This is a genomic window from Symmachiella dynata (genome assembly GCF_007747995.1).
Classification (GTDB): domain Bacteria; phylum Planctomycetota; class Planctomycetia; order Planctomycetales; family Planctomycetaceae; genus Symmachiella; species Symmachiella dynata.
On the sequence record NZ_CP036276.1, the window covers coordinates 1,629,624 to 1,651,216 of the forward strand.

General features: G+C 53.2%; 10 protein-coding genes. 6 read left to right on the plus strand and 4 right to left on the minus strand.

The window, feature by feature from the left end; all coding sequences use genetic code 11:
* Nucleotides 1-11: 11 nt before the first annotated feature.
* The 4 genes from Mal52_RS06230 to Mal52_RS06245 form a co-directional block, all read right to left on the minus strand.
* The gene (locus tag Mal52_RS06230) at nt 12-1,916 is read right to left on the minus strand and encodes a cytochrome b N-terminal domain-containing protein (protein ID WP_145374844.1); all 1,905 of its coding nucleotides are present in this window, start codon (nt 1,914-1,916) and stop codon (nt 12-14) included.
* The gene (locus Mal52_RS06235) at nt 1,913-2,569 is read right to left on the minus strand and encodes a QcrA and Rieske domain-containing protein (protein WP_145374845.1); all 657 of its coding nucleotides are present in this window, start codon (nt 2,567-2,569) and stop codon (nt 1,913-1,915) included. The genes Mal52_RS06230 and Mal52_RS06235 overlap by 4 nt, the downstream gene beginning before the upstream one ends.
* Before the next feature lie 477 nt (nt 2,570-3,046).
* Nucleotides 3,047-4,819 carry a hypothetical protein gene (locus Mal52_RS06240; protein WP_145374846.1) on the minus strand — a complete coding sequence of 591 codons (1,773 nt, stop codon included), beginning with the start codon at nt 4,817-4,819 and terminating at the stop codon, nt 3,047-3,049.
* 499 nt (nt 4,820-5,318) lie between these two features.
* On the minus strand, nt 5,319-11,777 hold the full coding sequence (locus tag Mal52_RS06245; RefSeq protein ID WP_197534698.1) for a HEAT repeat domain-containing protein: 6,459 nt from the start codon (nt 11,775-11,777) through the stop codon (nt 5,319-5,321).
* Between the two features lie 373 nt (nt 11,778-12,150).
* Between Mal52_RS06245 and trhA the strand changes: the two genes are divergently transcribed.
* The 6 genes from trhA to Mal52_RS06275 all read left to right on the plus strand — a co-directional run bounded on the left by trhA (nt 12,151) and on the right by Mal52_RS06275 (nt 21,580).
* Nucleotides 12,151-12,804, plus strand: a complete 654-nt coding sequence (gene trhA / locus Mal52_RS06250) for a PAQR family membrane homeostasis protein TrhA (protein WP_145374848.1) — start codon at nt 12,151-12,153, stop codon at nt 12,802-12,804.
* A gap of 463 nt (nt 12,805-13,267) precedes the next feature.
* The gene (locus Mal52_RS06255; protein WP_145374849.1) at nt 13,268-14,077 is read left to right on the plus strand and encodes a DUF429 domain-containing protein; all 810 of its coding nucleotides are present in this window, start codon (nt 13,268-13,270) and stop codon (nt 14,075-14,077) included.
* 476 nt (nt 14,078-14,553) lie between these two features.
* The gene (locus Mal52_RS30450; protein WP_197534699.1) at nt 14,554-14,940 is read left to right on the plus strand and encodes a helix-turn-helix domain-containing protein; all 387 of its coding nucleotides are present in this window, start codon (nt 14,554-14,556) and stop codon (nt 14,938-14,940) included.
* Nucleotides 14,941-14,956: 16 nt separating this feature from the next.
* The gene (locus Mal52_RS06265) at nt 14,957-17,986 is read left to right on the plus strand and encodes an HsdM family class I SAM-dependent methyltransferase (protein WP_145374851.1); all 3,030 of its coding nucleotides are present in this window, start codon (nt 14,957-14,959) and stop codon (nt 17,984-17,986) included.
* Nucleotides 17,987-18,165: 179 nt separating this feature from the next.
* A complete protein-coding gene (locus tag Mal52_RS06270; protein WP_145374852.1) occupies nt 18,166-18,648 on the plus strand; it encodes a hypothetical protein in 483 nt (160 codons plus the stop codon).
* Nucleotides 18,649-18,688: 40 nt separating this feature from the next.
* Nucleotides 18,689-21,580, plus strand: a complete 2,892-nt coding sequence (locus Mal52_RS06275; protein WP_145374853.1) for a PHP domain-containing protein — start codon at nt 18,689-18,691, stop codon at nt 21,578-21,580.
* Nucleotides 21,581-21,593 lie beyond the last annotated feature (13 nt).

Genomic DNA, 21,593 nt, shown 5'->3' on the forward strand with positions numbered 1-21,593 from the left:
GCAGATGCCGCTTATTCCGCGATCACGGCTTCGAAATTGGCGTCGTTGTCGGGACGTTCGTACCAATTGCGCGAGAGGAATCGCACGAGGATTTCCATCTGTTGGTCCGATAATTGATTCCCGATTGCGGGCATGGCATTGCGGTCGCCATAGTTGTGTTCCGCCCCCGGGTTGCTCAGGAAATCACGCAACCAAGCTTCGGAACCGTACCCCGTTAATCGCGGAGCCAATCCGATCGAACCGAGTTCTTCGTCTTCGCCTTCCGGCTGAATCGCGTGGCAGTCGACGCAGGCTTGGACGTTATCGTTGGAGTTTTCGAAGAACTCGCGTCCCTCGGTCGCCAGTTCTGCATTCACCGCGGCAATGTCCTGGCGTTTGCCTTGGGCGACTAAAAATTCCACGACGGAATCGATTTCTCGCTGCGACATACTCTCTACATTTTCATCGGCCCACAAAGCCATATCCCCTTCGGTGAACCGCGTTCCCAATGGTTCGCCGTTGAAACTGGCTTCGACCGTGGGGCCAAAGTGAGCGGGACCGGCGGGATTGGTGATGAATCCCCGTATCCACTCGCGTGTGCCAAAATTTCCGAGGTCCGAAGCCGTTGCCGGTTCCTCAGGGACACCGTTCATCCCGTCGTGTGCATTGAATCGATGGCACCCTGCGCATTTTTTGGCAAATAGTTCCGGTCCGTGAATTTTGGGGTCGCTGCGCAATAACGCGACCGCCCCTTCGGAGCCGACTCCTTGCCGACCTTCGATCAGTTCCCGGATCCGCTCGGATTTCATGTGGGCATCGGCGACCGCCGCTTTGTAGGAATCCTTATCGCGGTCCTCATCAATTGCCAACCAGGTGAGTGTCATTGCACCGATGATCAGCGCGCTCATGTAGAGGAGGTTGAACCGATGTCCCAGTTTCCAGCGGCCGATGAACGGCATAAGAAACATGAACATCATGACGCCGCCGGGGATGTAAATCGCGCCGTAGACTTCGTACTGTCCTTTGAAAAACTTCAAGAACTGAAACAGGAATAGGAAATACCATTCCGGCCGCGCAGCGGAATATTGTTCTGTGGGGTCGGCCGGAGCACCCAGTTCGGCGCCGAAGACTTCACCCAGTCGGCCCGAATCGGCCAACTCTTTCAACTCGCCGGAGTGCTGCGGGGCATTCCAGAAAATCAACACCAACACGACCAGCAACACACCCAAGCACGCGACAGCATCTTTGAGAACTTGGTCGGGCCAAAATGTGGTTTCCGGAGCGCGATTCGGATCTTTGGCGGTGATCCCGTGGCGGCGAAACACATAGATGTGCAGCCCCAACAGTCCGATCAACAGTGTCGGCAGGACACCCGCGTGCAGGGCAAAGAACCGCGTCAGCGTATGGTGTCCATAGTTTGGTCCCCCCACGATGAGTCGCTGGATCTGCGGTCCCACGACCGGCACCATTGTGGAGAGCTTCGTGGCGACCTGCGTCGCCCAGTAACCTTTTTGGTCCCACGGCAGCAAATAACCGGTGAGTGACAGACCCAAAACGATCTGCATTAAAATCAAACCGAGCCAAAAATTGACTTCGCGGGGCGCCTTGTAGGCGCCGTCGATGATGATCTGCATGAAGTGCAGCGCCAATAGCACGATCATCGCCTGAGCGGTGAAATGATGCAGACCGCGGAGGAACCAGCCGAATTGCATTTCGTACTGAATGTAGTACACGCTTTCCCAGGCCGTCTGCGAACTGGGGCTGTAACACATCCACAAAAACAGACCGGTGATCATCTGCACGGTGAAGGTGAAGACCAGCGTGCTGCCCCAAACATATCGCCAGCGCGCGCCGCCGGGAATCCGCTCGTAGAGCGTCTCATGGAGATAGGCGCGATATCCGGTGCGATCATCAAACCAATTGGCCAACGCGTTCATGCTTCGGCAATCTTCTCGGCTGTGCCGGGGCGAAATTCTTGATATTTCACCCAGACTTCGTTTTTGTTTTTGATTTTGATTTCCAACGCATCCATCCCTCGCGCCGCCGGGCTGTCCTCATTGTCAATCTCGCCCGTCGGTTTGAATGAGCTGTTGTGGCAGGGGCATTGGAACACATGTCGAGCAGTATCGTAATCGACCGGACAGCCGACGTGCGGGCAAGTGACGTTCAATGCCAGCACTTCGTCCTCCGTCGCTCGCGATAAATAGACCGTTCCCACTGATTCATTGGGAAACATATTCCAGGCATCAACGCGGTCGTCGATGACTTGAAAACGTTGCGGCGGATCGCCCACGGGAAGTTCATCAAATGTCGCAACTTTGATAAAGCCATCGTCGTCGCCGTTGCCGCTGCCCTTCTTACGCGTACGGAGCGGATCCGTGAAGACGGCCAGACCTGCGGCAAAGGGAACCAACGTGACGATGCCGCCAATCACGACGGCCAGCGCTTTAGAAAGAAAATTACGCCGCGGTTCAGCTGCGACCGGCTGTGGAGATTCCGAGACCGGGAGCGGAGTTTCCGTGACCGGTTGCGGTGGATCATTCGGTTCAGGCATATCTAAGGGGTATGTCGATTTGGAATCGTCTGTCATGATGAAACTCCTTGACCAATCCGCTGGAATTGTCCGTGAACATCAACCGTTTTCTATAACGGTCATACTCAGAACACAGTACCAGCGTGGGAAGTATGTCGAGGATCGAACCGCGGGAGTGAGGACGACTCCGGTGAGGAGAGGTCCCGGTGTGTCAACACAGGGGTAGGCATTGGAGGGTTGGGTTGTGGCAGGTCAGTTCCGCCGGAAACTGCTCCGACGGAGACTATCATGACCTTTAGAACCGAGCGCCTGCAAGCCTACGCGTGAGATTCGTGTCTGTTACCTGAACGAATGCCCACATTATAAACCCTCTCGCATCGCTTGGCGAGCCTGCGTGGCAATTGGAATGACTACGCGTTGACGAAAGCGATATCAAAAAAGCATCTTCGCGAACCAAGTGGTCCGCGAAGATGCCTATCGAGGAGAAGACTTTATAATTATCGGCCACCCGTTTCTTATCCGGGTGAGCGGTTGTTATTCTTCCACCGTCTCCGGTGTTTTGATTTCCGGTGATTCGGCACTCGCCTGCTCAACCGCAAACTTCTTGGGCTGACGCATGAATGCGTCGTAGGTGACAGCCGAAGAGAACAGGTACAACCGGCCGCGGTACCAAGCCGCGAATTCCAGTGTGCCTTCCACTTCGCCGGCGCCCAGGGTGTACTTCACGACGTCGATTCCACCCTTGGACGGAGCGTATTCTTCGGGAGCTCGCTCAAATTCCGCTTTGGCTTCTGCGGAACTGAGTTGATACACCTTGGTGTCATGAACAGCTTCGAATTCCGGTTTCGCATCGACCAAGTCGCGGTCGTTTTTCAATGTGACCGGACAGAAGCCTTTCAAACCCGACAGTTCGGGGCGTGACAACAACAGCAGGCGTCGCTTCTCACGTCGCAAGGCTTCGCTGTCGACCCCGGCATTGAGTTGATCCAGGTGGATGTAATCGTTCCGTGTCGGAACCGGTTGCAACTTGGGTAGGTCAGTCTCGCCGCCGTCCAAGGACTCGCCGGTGTAGGGCGAAGTGGACTCGTCGGTGGCGACCTGCGTTTCCTCAGCAACTTGTGATTCCTCGGATTTCACAATCGGCTCTTCAAATTTCGGTTGTTCCGTGGGCCGGAATCCCTCATCGCTGGCCGGAGTGGTTTCCGCTTCAATTTCGGACTCGGCCAATTCCGGCAGTGAGTCTTCCGCGAACGGATCAAACTCAGCCTGCGACTCAACCGGCTCTTCGACAGCCGGCGTTTCCGCCAGCGTCGGCAACTCTTCTTCGAAGGCAAAGTCGAACTTTTCATCCGCTTCGTCCGCCAGTTCTTCGAGATCCTCTGTGACCTTTTGAACTTGTGCGGCGACCCGCGGTACTCCCGGGAACGGACGGGGGATGGTTGTCGGCGTCACGAGTTGCTGTTGTTGTGGCTGCTGTGATTGCGGCCGTTGAAACGGCATCTGGTTTGCCACCGCATTGGGCGGGACCTGTTGCTGCGGCGAATACGCTTGCGGGGGTTGGTACACGTTGTGCGGTTGCTGCGCGTATTGTTGTTGCGGCGTGGCTTGGTATTGGCCCGGCGCATTCGACGGCAGTGTCGCTGGTTGTACTTGTTCACGTTCTTTGCGACGGAACGGATTCAGCCGGCTGAGGAATCCTCGGAAACCACCCCGTTTCGGTTTTTCCGGAGCCGGCGGAGTGACGTTTTGAGGAGCAGCCGTATAGGCCGGAGCCGTGTTGGCGACCGGTTGCTGCGGTTGTCCATAGCTTGGGTACCCGGCGGCATTTTGCTGAGCCGCATAGTTTGGCTGGGCCGCATAGTTTTGCTGCTGTTGTTGTGCCGCTTGGTATTGTTGTTGCTGGGGCTGTTGGATTTGTTGCATCTGCTGCGTTTGCGGCATTTGCATCTCCGGCAACCCTTGCTCTTGAGCCAATTGTTCCAGCGTCAACGGCGGCACCTCGCGGCCCTCGGCGCGGAACTTGGCTTCCAAAAGCTCTTGCACCGATTGACGTCGAGCGCCACCGGTTTGAGCAGTTTGTTGCCAGGGCTGTTGTTGCTGCGGCACGACGGCCGGTTGCTGCGGTTTGGATTTTTTCCGCGAGAACAGTCGGTAAAGCAAACCGGATTTTTTCTTTTGCGGGGCCTGCGCTGGCACGGAATAACCGTTTCCAGACGACTGAGCGCGGGCTACATCCGCGTTCAAAAAGACTCCCGCGGCCGTTGTTGCCAACGCGACGCAGAGTGTGAATCTCATTCGTGATTTCATCTCCAACCCTCTCCTCGACTTTGTTGAAGTTCCGGACAATTTTCGCTGGTTGGAATTCGACGGCTGGTCCGCCTGAAAACTCCGTCTCCATCGACGGTCTGCAAAACGCTTCCAACGCAATCTCATTCTCAATCAACGTGCCGTAATCGTGTCCGGCGTGTCTTGGTCGGCACCGGCCAAAGTTCAAAATGTCTTTCGCTCTTATCGTCGAACGGCTGCATCGATTTTGACGGCTATGCTGATCGCAGGTCCGGTTTCGGCATGAACAAAAGGCATTGCCCGAATAACCGGAATAACCGGCAAGGTTTGCGCAGGTTGCCGCAGGCAATGCGGCAGGGAGAGGTGAAACAGCGGCAACCGCTGTAATGCTAATGGTTTATACCCATCATCAGCGAAGCAAACAGGCGGTTTTAGTAGCTATGAGATGGCCGTTTGTCTTTTAACGCGGCGATCTCAATTGGCGCGTGCCTTGCAGGCACGACGCGACTGGGAGCATGACTCACTTGTTAGCCGGCTCCACCGGCGATTCAACAGCCGCCTTATGCGGGTCTGTTGGACGGGGGTTTGTCGCTCTTGAGTCTGTTTTAGATTCACCGCTGATCCGCTCGATTGCGGACTCGGCAACCGGTTTCATCGCGCCGTCGTAAGTTTCCACACGTTTTTGAATTTCCGGCAATGCCGCCTTGGCTGCCGGACCAATCTGGCCAAGTGTTTCGACAATCTCTACCTCGATCTCATCCTGGTCTCCGGAAACGCTTGTATGGCTGCCATTTTTCATTTGAAAGTGCGTTTGATACTTCTTCAGTAACTTAATCAATTTCGGCACGGCGGGGGCGGCATCAGCTCCGAGCTTTCCCAATCCATACAGCGCGACACGCACGGTTTCATCCGTATCCAATTCGTCGCGTTTCAACTCACGAGTCAGTTCCTCCTCATAAATCTGAAACATCTTTTTGGGGTCAGCCTCTATTTTGATGAGGAGGTTCATTGCGCTGCATCGTGTGCTCAAATCATCGTCTTTGAACGCACCGAATAGATTTGCTTCGAGATTCGGCAGCGTTCGAAATCGTTCAAATAACTCCTGTTTGGGTAGTTTTTTGAGTCGGGTTCGAAAAGCATTTTTATCCGTTTCTAAATCAGTCGCACCTATAAACGGATTATATCCGCTTAATGGAAATTGAATTTCCAGGAGTCGGTGAATTTCATTGATGGACAAAGTGCGCACGGTCGCGTTTTCGTCCCCAATCGCTGCGACGAGGATCGCAAATGGAGGTTCCTGGGAGTATTGCGAAATCGCGGCAATCGCTTCGCGTCTAACAATCGCATCTTCGTCGCGGATTCCCTTTTCAAGATGCGGTCGCAGGATATCGAACAGTTTTGCTTGCTTCTCCAAGGACGGGTGAGCTTGTTTTTCTAAAGGCGAATAACCGGCGAGGTGAAGATAGGATCTCAACAGGTTGAACGCGCAGCGCCGTCGAATATCGTTGCCATCGGATAAATTTTCCATAACAACACTGGGTACCTTCGTGCCCGTGCTGCGAACCAATGAGCTAAAACTGGCTTCGAGTTCCTCTTGCTCTTGTCCCAGCCAAAGGGGCGAATCCGCCGAATGGGCCAAATCAAGGTACTCGAACTGGGAGTTATCATATTCACTCGCCATGTCGATCAGCACGAGAAAAGCCCTTTGTGGATCATCTTTACCCAGCGTCATGATCGGCGTCAGTCCCTTAGCACGCTTTTCCGGGTTCTTCTCCGTCCGCAACAAAACAATCCACTCATCCAACGTCTTACCATCATAAACCGCAGCGCCGTCGTTCTTAGCCGCTGGGGCAACCTTAGTCGTCCCCAACGAAACATTCCGCACCCCCGCCTTCTTGCACATCTCGATTAATGTGTTGACAGCTTCAAAGCGAACTTCCGCCGCCGCATCAATCCGCACAGCCACACCCCGCTCGCCCGCTTGTTTGACTTGTTCGGCGAGCAGCGTTTTGAGTGCCTGCCGGTCGTAAGGCTTGTCGCCTATGCTGAGTTTGCCATCGGCGGAGACTTTGATTGTTAACGATACAGCCGACTGGTTTTCGAAACTGCTACGATTCTGCGAGGCGGTGAGTACATCCCATTGTGATTTGAGCCCCTTAAGCGCCGCTTCCGCTGCGGCGCGGACTTGCGGATCTTTGTCTTTGAGTGCCGTTTCGTAAAGCGCCGTTGCCGGTTTGACGTTGGCTCGTAACGCACCTAATAGCTGCAAGATGGCAACGCGGCGGCTGACATCGGCATCCTGATAGAGATGCACGAGTTCATCAACGATCAGAGCACTTGCGGGGAATCCACCGAGCCCATTGCTGAAGGAAACCATTGCGCTGTGCCACCGCTCTCTGTCCGGTTCCTCTGCACTCTCCAGTTTTCTGACAATCGCTATCGTCACTTCTTTGGGAAATTTGTCAAACTCCTCTAGTCGGATATGATTTAGTCGGGTACGAGAGCGGTTTCGCCCCTTGTTCTCAAGTGGCCGTGTCTCAATCGCGGCAATTACGACCGGCAATAGCTCTGGTGACTCTTGAGAGAATCTCAGCCGGTTGTCCAGAAACTTCATGACGTCGCGGCTAACATTTTCGTCATCACTCCCCAGCGCTTTCAGCAGCGCCTCGTTGAGTTGTTTCGGATCGGACTGCGTCGATTGAATCCCGCGCCATGCAGATCGACAAATTTCGCTGTCCGGTGAAGCTATGCCCGCCAGAAACAGCGGCAATGCGGCATGCGCTCTATTGTCTCCCAGCGCTGCCAGATTTTGAAAAGCGTCGTAACGCACGTTCTGATCTTTGTCGGTCTCGTACATCCGCATCAGTATCGGCACCGGCGATGGGCCGTTCGTCTGGACCTTCGCCAATCTCGCTAACAGTTCGATCAACTTCATACGAACGCGGACGGCGGGGTCGTCGGCCAATTTGAAGATCCGAGTAAGCGTCTTGTCTCTGTAATGTGGATCGTGGCGGGCCACCAAGGGATTGTTCAGGACAAATATCGCAAACAACCGCGTTCCCGTATCGTCGGAATCGAGTTTGCCGAGGGTCGTTTTCCGGACAATTTCGACATTTTCCATCCGCTCGATCGCCTGCAGGGCGGCGCTGACGACGTGGCGGTCATCGTCATTTTGGCGTTCGATCGAGTGGCTCGCTCCCATTTCGAAAACGATCTCCAAAGCCCGCGACGCATTTTCAGCCGTCCCCAAAGCAACGAGCGCTTTGATGCCTTCGATCTGACGCTGCGGCGACTTATCGGTTTTAAGTAGCGTCACCCATTCATCAAAGGTTTTCCCATCGTAGACGGGGCCAGCGGCCACCGTCTTCTTGTCCTTGGGTAGTTCGATAACTTCGCCGGTGATTTGTTTGATGGCCCGGACGGCCGCATTGCGGATGTGCGCGTTGTCATGTTTTAGGAACTCTTTGATCGTCGGCACCGCCGTTTTAGCACTTGGACCGATGGCCCCCAGAGCGACAATCAGACGCAGGGGCGCATTATCAAGGACACCACCTGACTCAGGCAAACTTGTTAAAATATCATCTGGTTTCAGCGTTGTCCGATCACATCGCTTGAGTGATTCTACGAGCACCGGCACTGCCTGCGCTGCTTTTGGCCCCAATACCTCCAAGCATTCAATGGCGGCGCTCATCACCTGCGGATCCTTGTCGCCGACGGCCTCGGCTAACACCGTGAGGAGTTTGTCTTGATCTATGGCGACCCGCAACAAGGCTGCCAATGCAGCGGCCTTGACCCATGAGTCCTTATCTTGCAGCATCTCATTCAATCGGGGGACAAGCAACTTCGCGTCGTCTGGACTGATGTCGCCATTGATTCCCATCCTTGATACTGCCTCGACGGCTCGGCGTCGAACGGTTTCAGACTGATCACCGAACGCAGCAATCAGAATCGGAACGGAATCATGGCCATAGCGACCAACCCAGGCCATGGTTTGAAATCGTACGAATTCATCGGAATCCTCCGCCGCTTTCTTCGCCGCCTCGATCGGCGGAACATCGTCCTGGTATAGATCCATTAAGCCGGTAGCGAACCTGCGTTTCTTAACGTCTTTGTCCCCTAACGCTTGGAGAACTGCGGTGGGGATTTGGGATGGTGAAAGCCTTTCGATCGCCTTGATAATTGCGATCCAAGTCGCCCTAGGCTCGTCCCGGTTCTCAAACTCCTCCATGTTTCTAGGGTCGTAATCGCTGCCTGCGTCGATTAGCGCGGCGATCGCTTTTTCGGGTTCATCCACTCCCAATGTTTCAATGGGCATGATTGCCGTGCGCCGCATCGCGGCACTCCGTTGCGTCTTTAATAACGCAATCCATTCATCGAGCGTCTTATCCCCATAAACCGGCCCCTTCGCCGTTTTGTTGCTCGGCGTTTTGTTGTCCTGGGGCAGTTCGATAATTTCGCCGGTGATTTGCTGAATCGCCTCGACGACTGCTTTGCGGACATCTTTGTGTTCGTGCTGAATAAATTCCTTAATCACCGGAACGCCACTCTTGGCGTCGGGGCCGATCGATCCCAATGCTCTTATCAATCCTGCTGGTATCGGCTCAGTAAAGCTCAGTTCGCTGCCCCCGCTCGTTATGATCGGTGCAACTTTCTTGCGGTTCCGCGATTTTAGTGCGTCAGTTAGGGCCGGTACGGCTGCTGCCGCTTTGGGGCCTAACGTTCTCAACACGTCAATCGAGGCGACTTGGACCTGAGGTACCGGGTCGTGGAGTGCGGCTTCTAATACGGCCAACAACTTCTGATCGTCGCTCGCAACACTTGGTAAAACCCATAATCTGCTTTCCCTAACCTTGGCACTCTTATCGTCCACCATGTCGTAAATTTTTGGTTCAAGAATGCGCGCATCTTCGGGAGTTAATGTTTTGTAATAAGAAGCCATTAGGCTGACGGCCGAGACCGCCGCTCGACGAACCTTATCGCTCTCGTCATCTAATGCGACGATCAAATCAGGAATCGCAACCGATCCGTACTGCGCAAGCCAACCCACGGCATCTCTGCGAACATTTTCATCGGGGTCCTTTGCCGCCGTTCTCACTAAAGTGATCGGAGGGTCATTGTCCCAGTGATGACGAATAAACTGTGCGGCGTACCGACGTTTTTTCACGTCGGAGTCCTGCAATGCGTCTAGTAGTGTTGAAGGAATTTGGTCAGGCGAAAGCTTCTGTATTGCCTGAATAATTTCTTTTTGGAGGTAGCTTTTATTGTTATAGTGAGAAGTGGAGGAGTCGTTTTCAACACCGACTTTAAACAATGCTGCGATTGCCTTGTCCGGTGCATCGATACCCAATACCGTAATCCCGGGGATCGCTTTCGAGCGTTGTGGCACACTTTTTTCCATCAACAACAATTCAAGCCATTCCTCCAGCGTCTTCCCCTCATAAACCGGCCCGCTCGCCACCACCGCCTTAGCTCGAGCCGGGTCACGTTCAATCGTCACCACCGCTTTCCCATCCCGCGTGAGCGTAAACACCCCGTCCTTCACGCGTAGGCCATCGGTCTTGCCTAGCAACTGCACTTCGTAACTGCCGCTGCGGAATTTCCATTGGTTGTCTCCTTTGTCGATCTCCAATTCGTCGAGCGCGTCGTACAGCTTGCCGGTCCGTTTGACGAGGACCTGGACGTCGTCGACGTTGCTGTGGATCACAATTTGCCCTTTGTCGGTCTCGACATAGATCGCAAAACCGGCCAGCGCCATTCCCAGCAGTGCCGCTGCCGCGATCACGAAACGGCCCAGGCGGCCGCCGAAACGTTTGGGGGGCGTCATGGTTCGTGAGGGGGCATCGGCGGCGGCAGCGAGGGCGAGTTGTTTGAGATTGCTTTTCGCCGCGAACGGTTTGAGAGCCTCGGCAACGTCGGCCGGCGTGGCGTAACGTTGATCGGGATTCGGCGCTAGCATCCGCTCGATGACTGCTGCGACTGGTTTAGGAATGTCGCCGCGGATCGTGCGGATGTTGGGGACGGGCGGAATCGATTCGCCCGGCAGCCGGAATCGCGATTGCGAATCGGTCGCCGGGGCGGAGCCGCAGAGTAGTTTGTAGAGCGTTGCGCCCAGCCCGTAGATGTCGGCGCGGATGTCGACCGCATGGGTATTGTCGAGTTGCTCGGGGGCCATGTAGTCCAGCGTCCCCATCACCTGCCCGGTGCCGGTCAGGTCGCTGGTCGCCGGTTCCTCCGGTTGCAGCAGAGCGATGCCCAAATCCAGCAGCTTGACGTTTCCGTCGCGGGTGAGCATCACGTTCGACGGTTTGATATCGCGGTGCACGAGGCCGTGCTCGTGAGCGTGCTGCAGGGCGAGCGATACCTGCAGCACTAACTCACTTGCCTCGGCGACCGGCAACGGACCACAGCGTCGCGATAACCGCGACAGGTCGATGCCGTCGATGTATTCCATGACTAAATAATGTCGGCCCTCCGCTTCTCCCGCGTCGAGCGCGCGGACGATATTCGGATGAGCCAACTTGCCCACCGCCTGCATTTCCCGTGAAAACCGATCGACGGCGGCGGGGTCCCCCAATCGGTGGTCGGCCAGCACTTTGAGTGCCACTATTCTCTTCAACCGCGAGTGCAGGGCCTTATAAACGGTCCCCATGCCCCCTTGGCCGATTTTTTCCAACAAATCATATTCGCGCACAGTGCCTAACACTGTGCAGGAGTTTTGTGACTCGGATTCCGGCAACGACAACCGCATCGCGGCAACGGCTCGTTGTAGTTCCGGCTCCTGCTCAAATAATTCCTCACCCAGCGGCTGCCGTAGAGCAAACATCAGGGAATCGGAATCGTCATCCAACTTGTTAACAGCGGTGTCGCAATCGACGCAAGTCTCTATGTGCAAGGAGATTTCTTCAATTTCCTGGGCGGAGAGCTTCCCGCTGAGGTAGTCCGAGAGTTGTTCGCTAGACGGGCAAGTGGTGAGCTGCATGTCGTCTCCCATCAGTAGGTTACGTCGCCAACCCTCCCCCGGGGGCGAGCGCCTCCCGGGTTCAGGGGTCTACGAGCTCACGGTTGTGTCTGACCGGCCCGTTTATAAGTAGTAACGCAGGGGTGTGACATCTGAGACGAATATTCTGGGGAATTCTGTTGACTAGGCCCGTTTTTATCTCAAAATCACCTGCCTGTGCTACAATTATTTAACGATTCATGCACTGCGCAAGACGTTTGGTGGAATCGACTTGTCGATCGTTAGTAAAAAAATAAACAGACGGGCATCGCGTTGTTTCGATTTTCCAGTAACATGTCATCCGGAGCCAGGGTTGGCATAAGCCGGAATACAGGAAAATGACTCAGGATGGACTATGCGGAATTCCTTAAAAAGTCTGGCCGGTGAAGAGTTTGCCAACTTTCTCACCCATGGCGGCGGACTGTTGTTCGCCCTGGTTGGGGCAGCGGTCTTGGTTCACGCTGTCGCTGATAGCCCGAACGAAGCTTTGAAGCTGGGGTGTTGGGTTTATGCGGCCGCACTGATCGCCGTCTACGCAGCTTCGACGTTGTCGCACACCTTCATCGATCCAGCGCGACGCAGCTTTTTTCGCAGCTTAGATCAAGGCGTGATTTTTCTGTTCATCGCCGGAAACTTCACCCCCTTCGCCATCGCCTATCTGCACGGGTCGATGCTGTGGATTCTGCTGTCGCTGATGTGGGTTGGGGCTTCGATCGGGTTTGCCTCCAAAGTATTTTGGACGCACCGCGTCGAGTCGACAGCGGTGACGCATTATTTGGCGCTGGGTTGGCTGCCGGTGATCGCCATCGAACCGATTCTGCGTGCTTTGCCGGCCAGTGGGATCTTCTGGTGTATCGCTGGGGGAGTTTGCTACACGGTCGGAACGGTTGTTTTGACGTATGACACCAAAGTTCCCTATTTCCACGCATTGTGGCATTTACTGGTGATCGCGGGCAGTTTTTGCCATTTTTTGGTCGTCATGGGCTGCGTAAACTCCACCCCAGCCTAAGCACCGCCGCCGCAATGAGCAAACTTTTCACCAACCGACCCCAATCTGCACAGCCCAGATCAAAGGCACTGACAGAAACCATCGCAAACTGCGTTCACGTTTCTTGCAGCAAAGCCGTCAATCTGCCATAATGCGACCCGCCGGAGTCAACCGGCCAAAATGCACCCCTAGCTCAATTGGCAAGGAGAGTGCGGCCCCAAAAACACGGTTTTTTCCGTGTTTTTTCGCATTTCTAGGGGAAAGTTTTTTCGCTTGTGTTCCCCTATTTCTGGCTATTTGACACCGATTTACTGCCAAAAATACTGCCACTTCTCCCAGAGTCTTGTCACCGTGGATTGTGCTGATCGCTTCATTGGGTCAGACATTCCCCTGTCGGAGAGCGTTGTAGAGGGTGAATTTCAATCCGAGCACTTGAGACGCATGACATCCCGGGAGAGTAGTGACAGCGAGAACAAGGGTGATCGTGAACGACGTAATCTACTTCTTCGGTTGTGACATGGGAGGCTGGCACAACACCAGCCAGCAGAAAGGGGATGCGCTGGCCGTTTGCAAGTGGGATGGAACACAACTTGAGCATGTAGATGCCACGGCAGCGATTACGTTTTTCCCCGTAATATCAGATCAATCTCTCTCTCAACATCTTAATGCTGCCAAGTCTGATGATGCCCAGATTATCGTCGGGATCGACGCAGCGCTCTCATGGCCTGCAAAATTCACTCAGCTAATTACTGAGGCCCACTCGTTTACCCACGACTTCGATTTTGAACTCACAGATTCCGTCAACAACCCCTACCTATATCGTGAGACAGAGCGGTTCATCAAACGGCATGTCCAGACTGGTATGAAAGAGCGACCGCTGACAGCTGTCGGTGACAAGTTCGGCAACAACTCCTCTAAGGCCCAAGCACTCGGCGCATGGTTCCTCCAGCAGTTACCAGATGTCTACCGTCCGCCGTTCGATGTCTGGGACCGAGAGAATGCCAAGATTGCGCAGCACACCCTCATCGAGGTCTATCCTGCCGCCAGCATGAAATCGGCCAAGTTCAAACGACTTCACTGGCCATCCGAGTCTCAAAGTATGGACAACGCCGGTAAGTCCGACATCGCCGACGCCAAACGCTGCGCTATGACAGCATTCGTCTACGCGGCAAGCGTCGGCAAACTGAAGTGTGAGAAGTGTCCAAACATTTTGACACCCGATGACGCAGATGAATTGATCAGGAAATCAGCATTGAATACGGAAGGATGGATTTTCGCGCCGAAGTGTAAATGAGTGAGCAAAAGCCATTCGCTGCAAAATAAGCAATTCAAAGCCGACTGGTGAGGTGTTGATTTTTGCGAAATCTTGCTTATTGCGATTTATGTTGCTGAAGTGCGAACTTGTGAAATGAAATAGACCCTTGCACGGCAAGGGCTTCGAAATAGACTCCAAAGAATTCGAACCTTTAACCTCCGGTTCCGTAGGCAATGGCTGAAACGAAACCGAACGCTCGGGTGAATTGACGGAACAAGCTGGCTGCATTGCTGTTACGCCATCAGTGGATGCCTCTCTGGCGCATCCCGATTTTCCATATTTTACATCGTTTTACGTCAAATACGATGGATAGCGTACCGCGAAGCGTACCAAACCTTGGATTTATGCTAATTGGATTTGTGGCCCGTTGGTAAGGAATATGTGACGAATAACCGTGTTGAATGTCAGTGCACAAACTGGTACACCTTCTATCTGAATCTCAAAGGGAGGATCCAATGTCTGCATTTGCAAACCGATTGCGCACTGATCGGGAAAACGCGGGTCTAACAGTTCGCCAGCTTGCCGATCTGTCGGATATTAGCTTTTCGTACATCACCAAAATCGAGAAAGGTCGCGCAGGGAGCGGCGTCTCGCCCGAGATCGTTTCGGCTTTGGCGAACGCACTCGGGTGTGACGAGTTGGAGTATCTCCATCTCAGCGATGTTGTTCCAGCACCCTTGAAGGGTCTACTTGCAGACGCACGATCCCGTTCGTTCGTACGAGCGCTGTTGGGGACGCGTCCGAAATTCGCTGGTTGGGAGCGTCTGGAAGCGGTGTTAGCCGGTACGGACGTGGAGAGTTCTGTTTCTAACAGAAAGTCTCGCAGACAGTCAGTCGCCTGAGGAAGGGAGGCCAAACTTGGCGACGAACGAAACAAACGAATATAGACAGCTCGTGAGCGGGCTCGGATATGACACGAACGTGCCCGAGGCGGGATTCGTTCACGGTGATGCCTTGCGCGCACAGACAGCTGGAGACGGACTTGATGACCGCCGCTTTCGCTACGCGGCGGTACTTGATCCAGAAAAACTCGGCGTCACCGACGTCTTCGAAATCAACGGCGCGCCCTGCATCTATATGAAGAGCCTGAGTGCGGAGCCGAGCGAAGAGAGGGTTCGAAACTGGCACCGCACAGCATGGAATCATGGTCTGGGACGAATGCTCTGGATCGTGACGCCCACTGAAGTTCGAGTCTTAAATGCCTTCGCTCCACCACCGAAGGAGGAGCACCGCCGAATGCACCCTGCGGAGCTTCTTCGTTGCGCAGTTGATGATTTAGAGCAACTAAGGCGGTACGAGCTTGATCGGATCAGTCTCGAAAGCGGTCAGTTCTGGACAACAGATGTTGGCCGCCGAATTACGAGAGACAGCCGTATCGATGCTGAATTGGTAAAGGACCTCAAGATTGCGTCTCAAATATTGATCGAGCGTGACTGCGAACCAATTCAGGCATACAGGTTAATGCTACGAACGTTGTTCACGGCCTATTTAGAAGCTCGCAACGTCTTGCCAGCAAAACTTTTTGATCATCTTCAGGCCACAACATTCGGCGAGGTACTCAGCCGAGTCGGAGAGACGAAGACGTTTTTCGAACGAATGCGGGAGACCTTCAACGGCGATTTGTTTCCGCCTCCGCCAACTCGAAACGAGGACGAGGGTCAGTATTCCTATCAGAAAAAGCACTTGGATGTTGCTAGGGCAGTTGTTACTCGACAGAACCTGACATCAGGTCAGCAAACTTTTGACTTCTGGCAGTATGACTTTGAAGTCATTCCGATTGAATTGATCAGTTCGATCTACGAGGACTTCATTTACAAAGATGATCAGTCTACAGCCAAAGCGCGTGGTACTCACTATACGCCAGTCAATCTGGTGGACTTGGTGTTCTCACAAGTCTTTGATGACCATCAATTCTCAAAGAAACTGCCACACGACGCCAAGATACTTGATTTGGCGTGTGGTTCCGGCGTTTTCTTGGTTGATGCCTTCCGACGACTAGTTGCGCGTCGAGTGTCAGCAGGTGAAAGACTGACGCGAACACTTGTCCGCAACGTCCTATCCAATCAAATTTTTGGGGTCGATGTTTCTGAAACGGCCGTCGAGATTGCAGCATTCAGCCTTTGTCTTACAGCATTCGAACTTGATCCATCTCCCGGTTCCGCACAGCATCTCAGATTTCGGCACAGCCTGAAACGACGCAATCTGTTCGTTGGGGATGCCTTCTCAACAAGTGGCTTCGTAGAAAAGGAACCGTTTAGGGAAAAGCAGTTTTCAATTGTCGTTGGCAACCCACCTTGGAACAAACCGAAGGGGGTGAGATCAACCTCCGAAGCGTCGTCACGTTCGCACATCGAATATTGTGAGCAACAGGAACCACCAATTGAGCTTCCATTTCGTTCTCCAATCGACCAAGCGTTCATCTGGCGCAGCAGGGACTTCCTACACAGTTCGGGCCGAATAGGGCTGATTCTGGATGCGAAGAATTTCTTCAGTCAGGAAGAGCAATCACTGACGTCCAAACGTCAATTGTTCTGTGACCTTCGCATCCGTGTGATGCTCAATTTGTCGGTACTTCATGACAAACAACTGTTTCCCTCTGCGAAGCAGCCAGCAATGGTCTTCGTCGCCGAACATTGCAAGCCGAAGAAGGGGGATTCGTTCGTCTTTGCATCAGCGGAGCGAAGCGAGACGTTTCGCAAACATGGAATTGTCGAGCTGTTTCTCGAACGGTTGAATCATCTGCCGATTGCTCGCATTCCTGAGGAAACACATCTTTTCAAGATCGCTACTTATGGGACTGCCCGTGATCGCGCTATCATGCGCCAACTATTCTCAGACTTCGATCCATTGGAGAGCGTGCTTGCAACTTGGAGCTGTCAATTCAATCAGGGATTTATCAAAGGAAATCACAGTCGCGATGCCCCGGATGATTTCCCAAAGCACAAACTTGAAGATCGGGAGCTTACGAGGTTTCGGCAAGGCGTTGTCGGTCTCCCCCCGTTTGAATACAGCAGGCTTGAGCGGCCTCGGGAGGGGCGCATCTATAGCGGTCCGTTGTTTCTTGTTCGGCAAAGCTTGCAAGATCATCGCCTGGTAGGTGCGATGTGCAATGCAGATATCACATACTCACGAACGTATTTCGGCATTCCGATGCATAAATCGCAGATGTGGCGTTTGGATCTGCTGAATGCATATCTTAACTCGTCGCTCGCCATGTATTGCTTTCTGATGACTGCTACGCGATTTGGAATTGATAAGCAAATAGCCGAGCAGAATGACTTTGAGCGACTGCCGTTTCGAGCCGTCGAGACAGAAGAAGAGTGCCACGAGTTACGAAACATAGTCCGGAAGCTTGCTATTGAGAGCAAGCCGAACTTAAGTGTACTCGATGAGGCAGTCTTTGACTTCTATGGTCTTCCGAATTGGCAGCGTGAATACGTTGCCGATACCATCCGATTCGATTTGGACTTCGTCAGACGCGGAAGTAAGGCAACCAGCGTGTTGCCAGCCGATAAAGACGAGATGCGACTGTATGCCGAAACGATGGTGATGCAGATCCGAAGCAATTTGACTGCGACGGAATTGTCGGTCAATGCAGACATCGTTACTGGGCTTTCCCATTTACGTTGCGTCGTAATTCGTTTTGACGAGAAACGCAATCGCAGAGTCCGGTTCTCGAACACACTAGAAGACAAATTCAGTTCACGACTCGCTGAATTACTGCATGCACCTCTTAGTGCGGGCGTTCAACTTCGGCGATCACTCGTTCATTTCGACGCTGACAGATGCATCATCGTAAAATTCGCTCAAAAGCGTTTCTGGTCTCGAGCACGAGCCTACGATGACTCCGACTCCATTTTCTATGAGCTCTGTCGGGGAGGAGAGTAGAGTTGGTAGCTCCTAATCAAAGTGGTTATCTGAATATCAAAGTTCGAGGAAAAGCTCAACGAGCGATCGCAATCCTTGTACTTCGCATACTGCACGATGCCTGGCCCCCGACCGCTGCTGATCTGCAAGTCACACGAACTGCGCACGAAGACTCAATTTCAAATGTACTTCGGTGGAAAATGGTTGATGCAAAGAATCGCCTCGATCCAGTTCCGCAGATGCGATTTGAACGCGAACCGCAATCGGACGATCCTGAGTTAGAGAATCCATTGGGACTGATAGACATCAAGGTCATCTACACGTGGAACGACGAAACCTATCTAACGATGGAGTGCAAACGCATTGCGAGCACAGAGAATTCGCTCGCATTGAAGTTTGTCCGAGACGGAGTCAATCGCTTTGCAAGCGGCAAATACGGCCCTGGTCATGCGTTCGGCATCATGACTGGTTACGTGATTTGTGGGAATCCAGACTGCTGTGCAGAGCGGGTACGTACAACTCTCGATAAGGAGCCCAAGAGTGAGACGGGATACGATCGCCATCATGGATGGCAACCAGACGACGACATCGTAAACGGCACAAGGCACTACCGTACGCGCCATCACCAAGAGATCGCAAAGAATACCATCGAATTAATCCATGTGTTTGTACCGCTCAATTAATCGAAACCGCTATCACCGAGGCCTGCGTTTGGAGTCGTAGATGAATTTACTCAACCAGGATTACTGGAGACTTCGGGATTTCGAGTATGCTCAACCTCTCTACGATTTGGCGTTTGTGCTTGATGTCGACGCCATTGCGACTGGGGCGAAAAAGCCAAAGTACCGGACGTTCGCCCTCTGGAAGGCTGCACTGGGACTTGATAGCTATGGTACGAACATAGATCAATGGCTGGACGGGAACCTTTCGGATCACGACCTCGATCAAGTCCCATCGAATAGGATCAAGTCCTACCTGTACAACATCCGCAACACTGGAAGTATCCCTGAGCTCTCTACCTTCCTGAATGTTGCTGGATACGAACGCTGCTTACGTCTTCGCAGAATAAGGGGACTTGGTCCAGCACAAATCGCACAGACACTGGGTTCGGATCGGCCTTCCTCTGAATGGCTTCGCCAAGCATCTCACAACTGCAACTTGCCGGAAGAACAGATCCTCGGCTGTTATGTCGGTGACTCGTATGGTAATTGGCAACCGCCTCACCTTATTCCACCGCTCCTACGACTCCTTCACGCTGTAGAGCAACAGTTCGACACTCCACTGAATTGGGAATTGCGCGGCATTCGTGACCTTTTTTGCCCTATCACCTCCGAGTGCAGCATCACATGTGATGTTGCTGACTTCACCAAACTACGACGTACGTGCCGAAATGTGGTCAAGCGGCAATCGATGTTTGAGATCGATCGAAGTAGTCGGGGCATCATCAGGGTTAGGCATGTGATGGGGTGGTCTGCTCGCTTCGAATTAACTGAGAGAGCGGCAAGCGGGTTGTCCGCTGCCGAGTTGGCCCGAAACAAAGATCCTTTGAAAAAAGAGCTATCAGGAAGTTTGAGAGCCGACCTTCACTTGCATACGTCTTGGTCGGATGGCGCTGCATCGCTCGACAGTATGGCAAAGGCGGGTTCACAACTTGGACTGTCCTATCTTGCGGTCACCGACCACAGCCGTTCCTCCAAGGTGCAAGGAGGCCTGACTCCGGTCGAGTGGTTTCGTCAAAGTAGCTCGCTTGCGACGACGAAGACCGCCATCCCGGTTCTTCATGGAATCGAGGTCGATATTCTTCAGGATGGTTCACTCGATCTTCCCAAGAGCCTACTGTCATACGCCGATTTCGTTGTCGCGTCAGTCCATTCAAATTGGACGAGTAGTCGTCATGCAAACACTCGTAGACTAATCTCAGCTATCGAGACTGCCTGCATTGATGTGATCGGACATCCGACTGCTGCATTGACAGGTAAGCCTGGTGTGCCGGACTACGTCCGAGTAGCAGCTGACGTCGATTGGCCAAAGGTGTTTGCATGTTGTGCGAAATGGCAAGTTGCGGTCGAATTCAATTGCTTTCCATCGCGGTTCGACCTCCCGGTTGCTCTTCTACGCAAAGCACTGGATGCTGGCTGTTGGTTGTCATTTGGCACCGACGCACACGCAAGAGCACACCTTGTGCACATGAAGTTTGGTCAAGAGGTTGCTGATTGCTTAGGTGCGGATACCGTCCTCAATTCCTTTTCTCACGATGAGATTCGCGATTGGCTGCGCGATGCACGTGAACTACGAAGCCAGCTCAACCCTACCAAGCCTGTCCAGAGGAAGCAAAAGCGTTTGTTCGAGGATGTGGAGGATATGAAGGAAAAACGTGTCGAGTTAATAAAGGCATGGCCGTCACCCCCAAGCCGTTTGCCTGATGGTCCACCTATTGTCGGATTCGACTTGACAGGTAGCGAAAAGCCGACTGGTGTTGCATATCTGCGGCGGAATCACGTTGAAACGTGTTCACTTGTGTCAGACGACGAATTGATTGCATTTGTTCGCAATAAGAATCCGAGCATCGTGAGTATCGATTCGCCCCTTGGACTTCCCGGCGGTGGCAAGCAAATAAACCCAAATGCCGGTATTGTGCGAGTCGCCGAGCATGACCTCAGTAGCATTGGGATTTCAGCTTACCCAGCTCTAATAGATTCAATGAAGGATCTGACACTGAGAGGAATACGGCTGCGAAACTGCATCGAATCAATGCATCCGCCGCCCATCGTAATTGAATCGTATCCAGGTGCCGCTCAGGATATTCTTTGCATTCCCCGAAAGCAGAAGAGTCTTGCATTGTTGCGTGAAGGGCTATCAGATCTTGGCCTTACGGGACCTGGGTTGAACGCAACCTCGCACGATGAAATCGATGCGATCACATCAGCTCTTGTTGGCCGCTACTTCAATAGTGGCAAATTCGAGGCGATGGGTGTTCCCGAAGAGGCTCAATTGATCGTACCGAAACGAAGTCTATTTGAATTCGAACAGGCGCCAATAATCTGCTTGGCTGGCAAGACAGGGGCTGGCAAGTCTGTCGTGGCTCGTTATCTCGCTACGTTTTATGGATTTGAGTGGTGCAAGACTCGCGAACTGATCCGTGAACTGCTAACTGCCGACATTGAAGCCGCGCCAGAAAACAAGCTGTTCCAACGCACCGTGTCAAAGCAACACATAACTGAAGAAGATCTTCAAGACTTTGGTCTTGCCATTTTAGATCAACACGGACAAGCTCCGTTGAGGCACAAACTTGCCCACAAGATTAGGGGCCTGAAGACTCCAATCGTCGTAGATGCAATTCGCGATCCGTCAGACATCGCTGATGCAAAGCAGGATGGTCGTCCGATTTTGACTTGGTTTGTGGATTCTAGCGATGCTGCCATTACGGCTCGGCTCAGTGAACAGTCGCGAAGGAGCCAGGGAAAAGTTGCCATTGCGAGCCCCGTGGACAAAACGGCAGAATTACTGCGTGGGGAGTCCGACCTAGTAATATCCAATTCTGGCACATTAGAGGAACTCCGATGGAACATAGATGATGCGTTCTTCTCGCACATATACGTAGAGTCTGAAGCGTGACGGGGCTTACTAT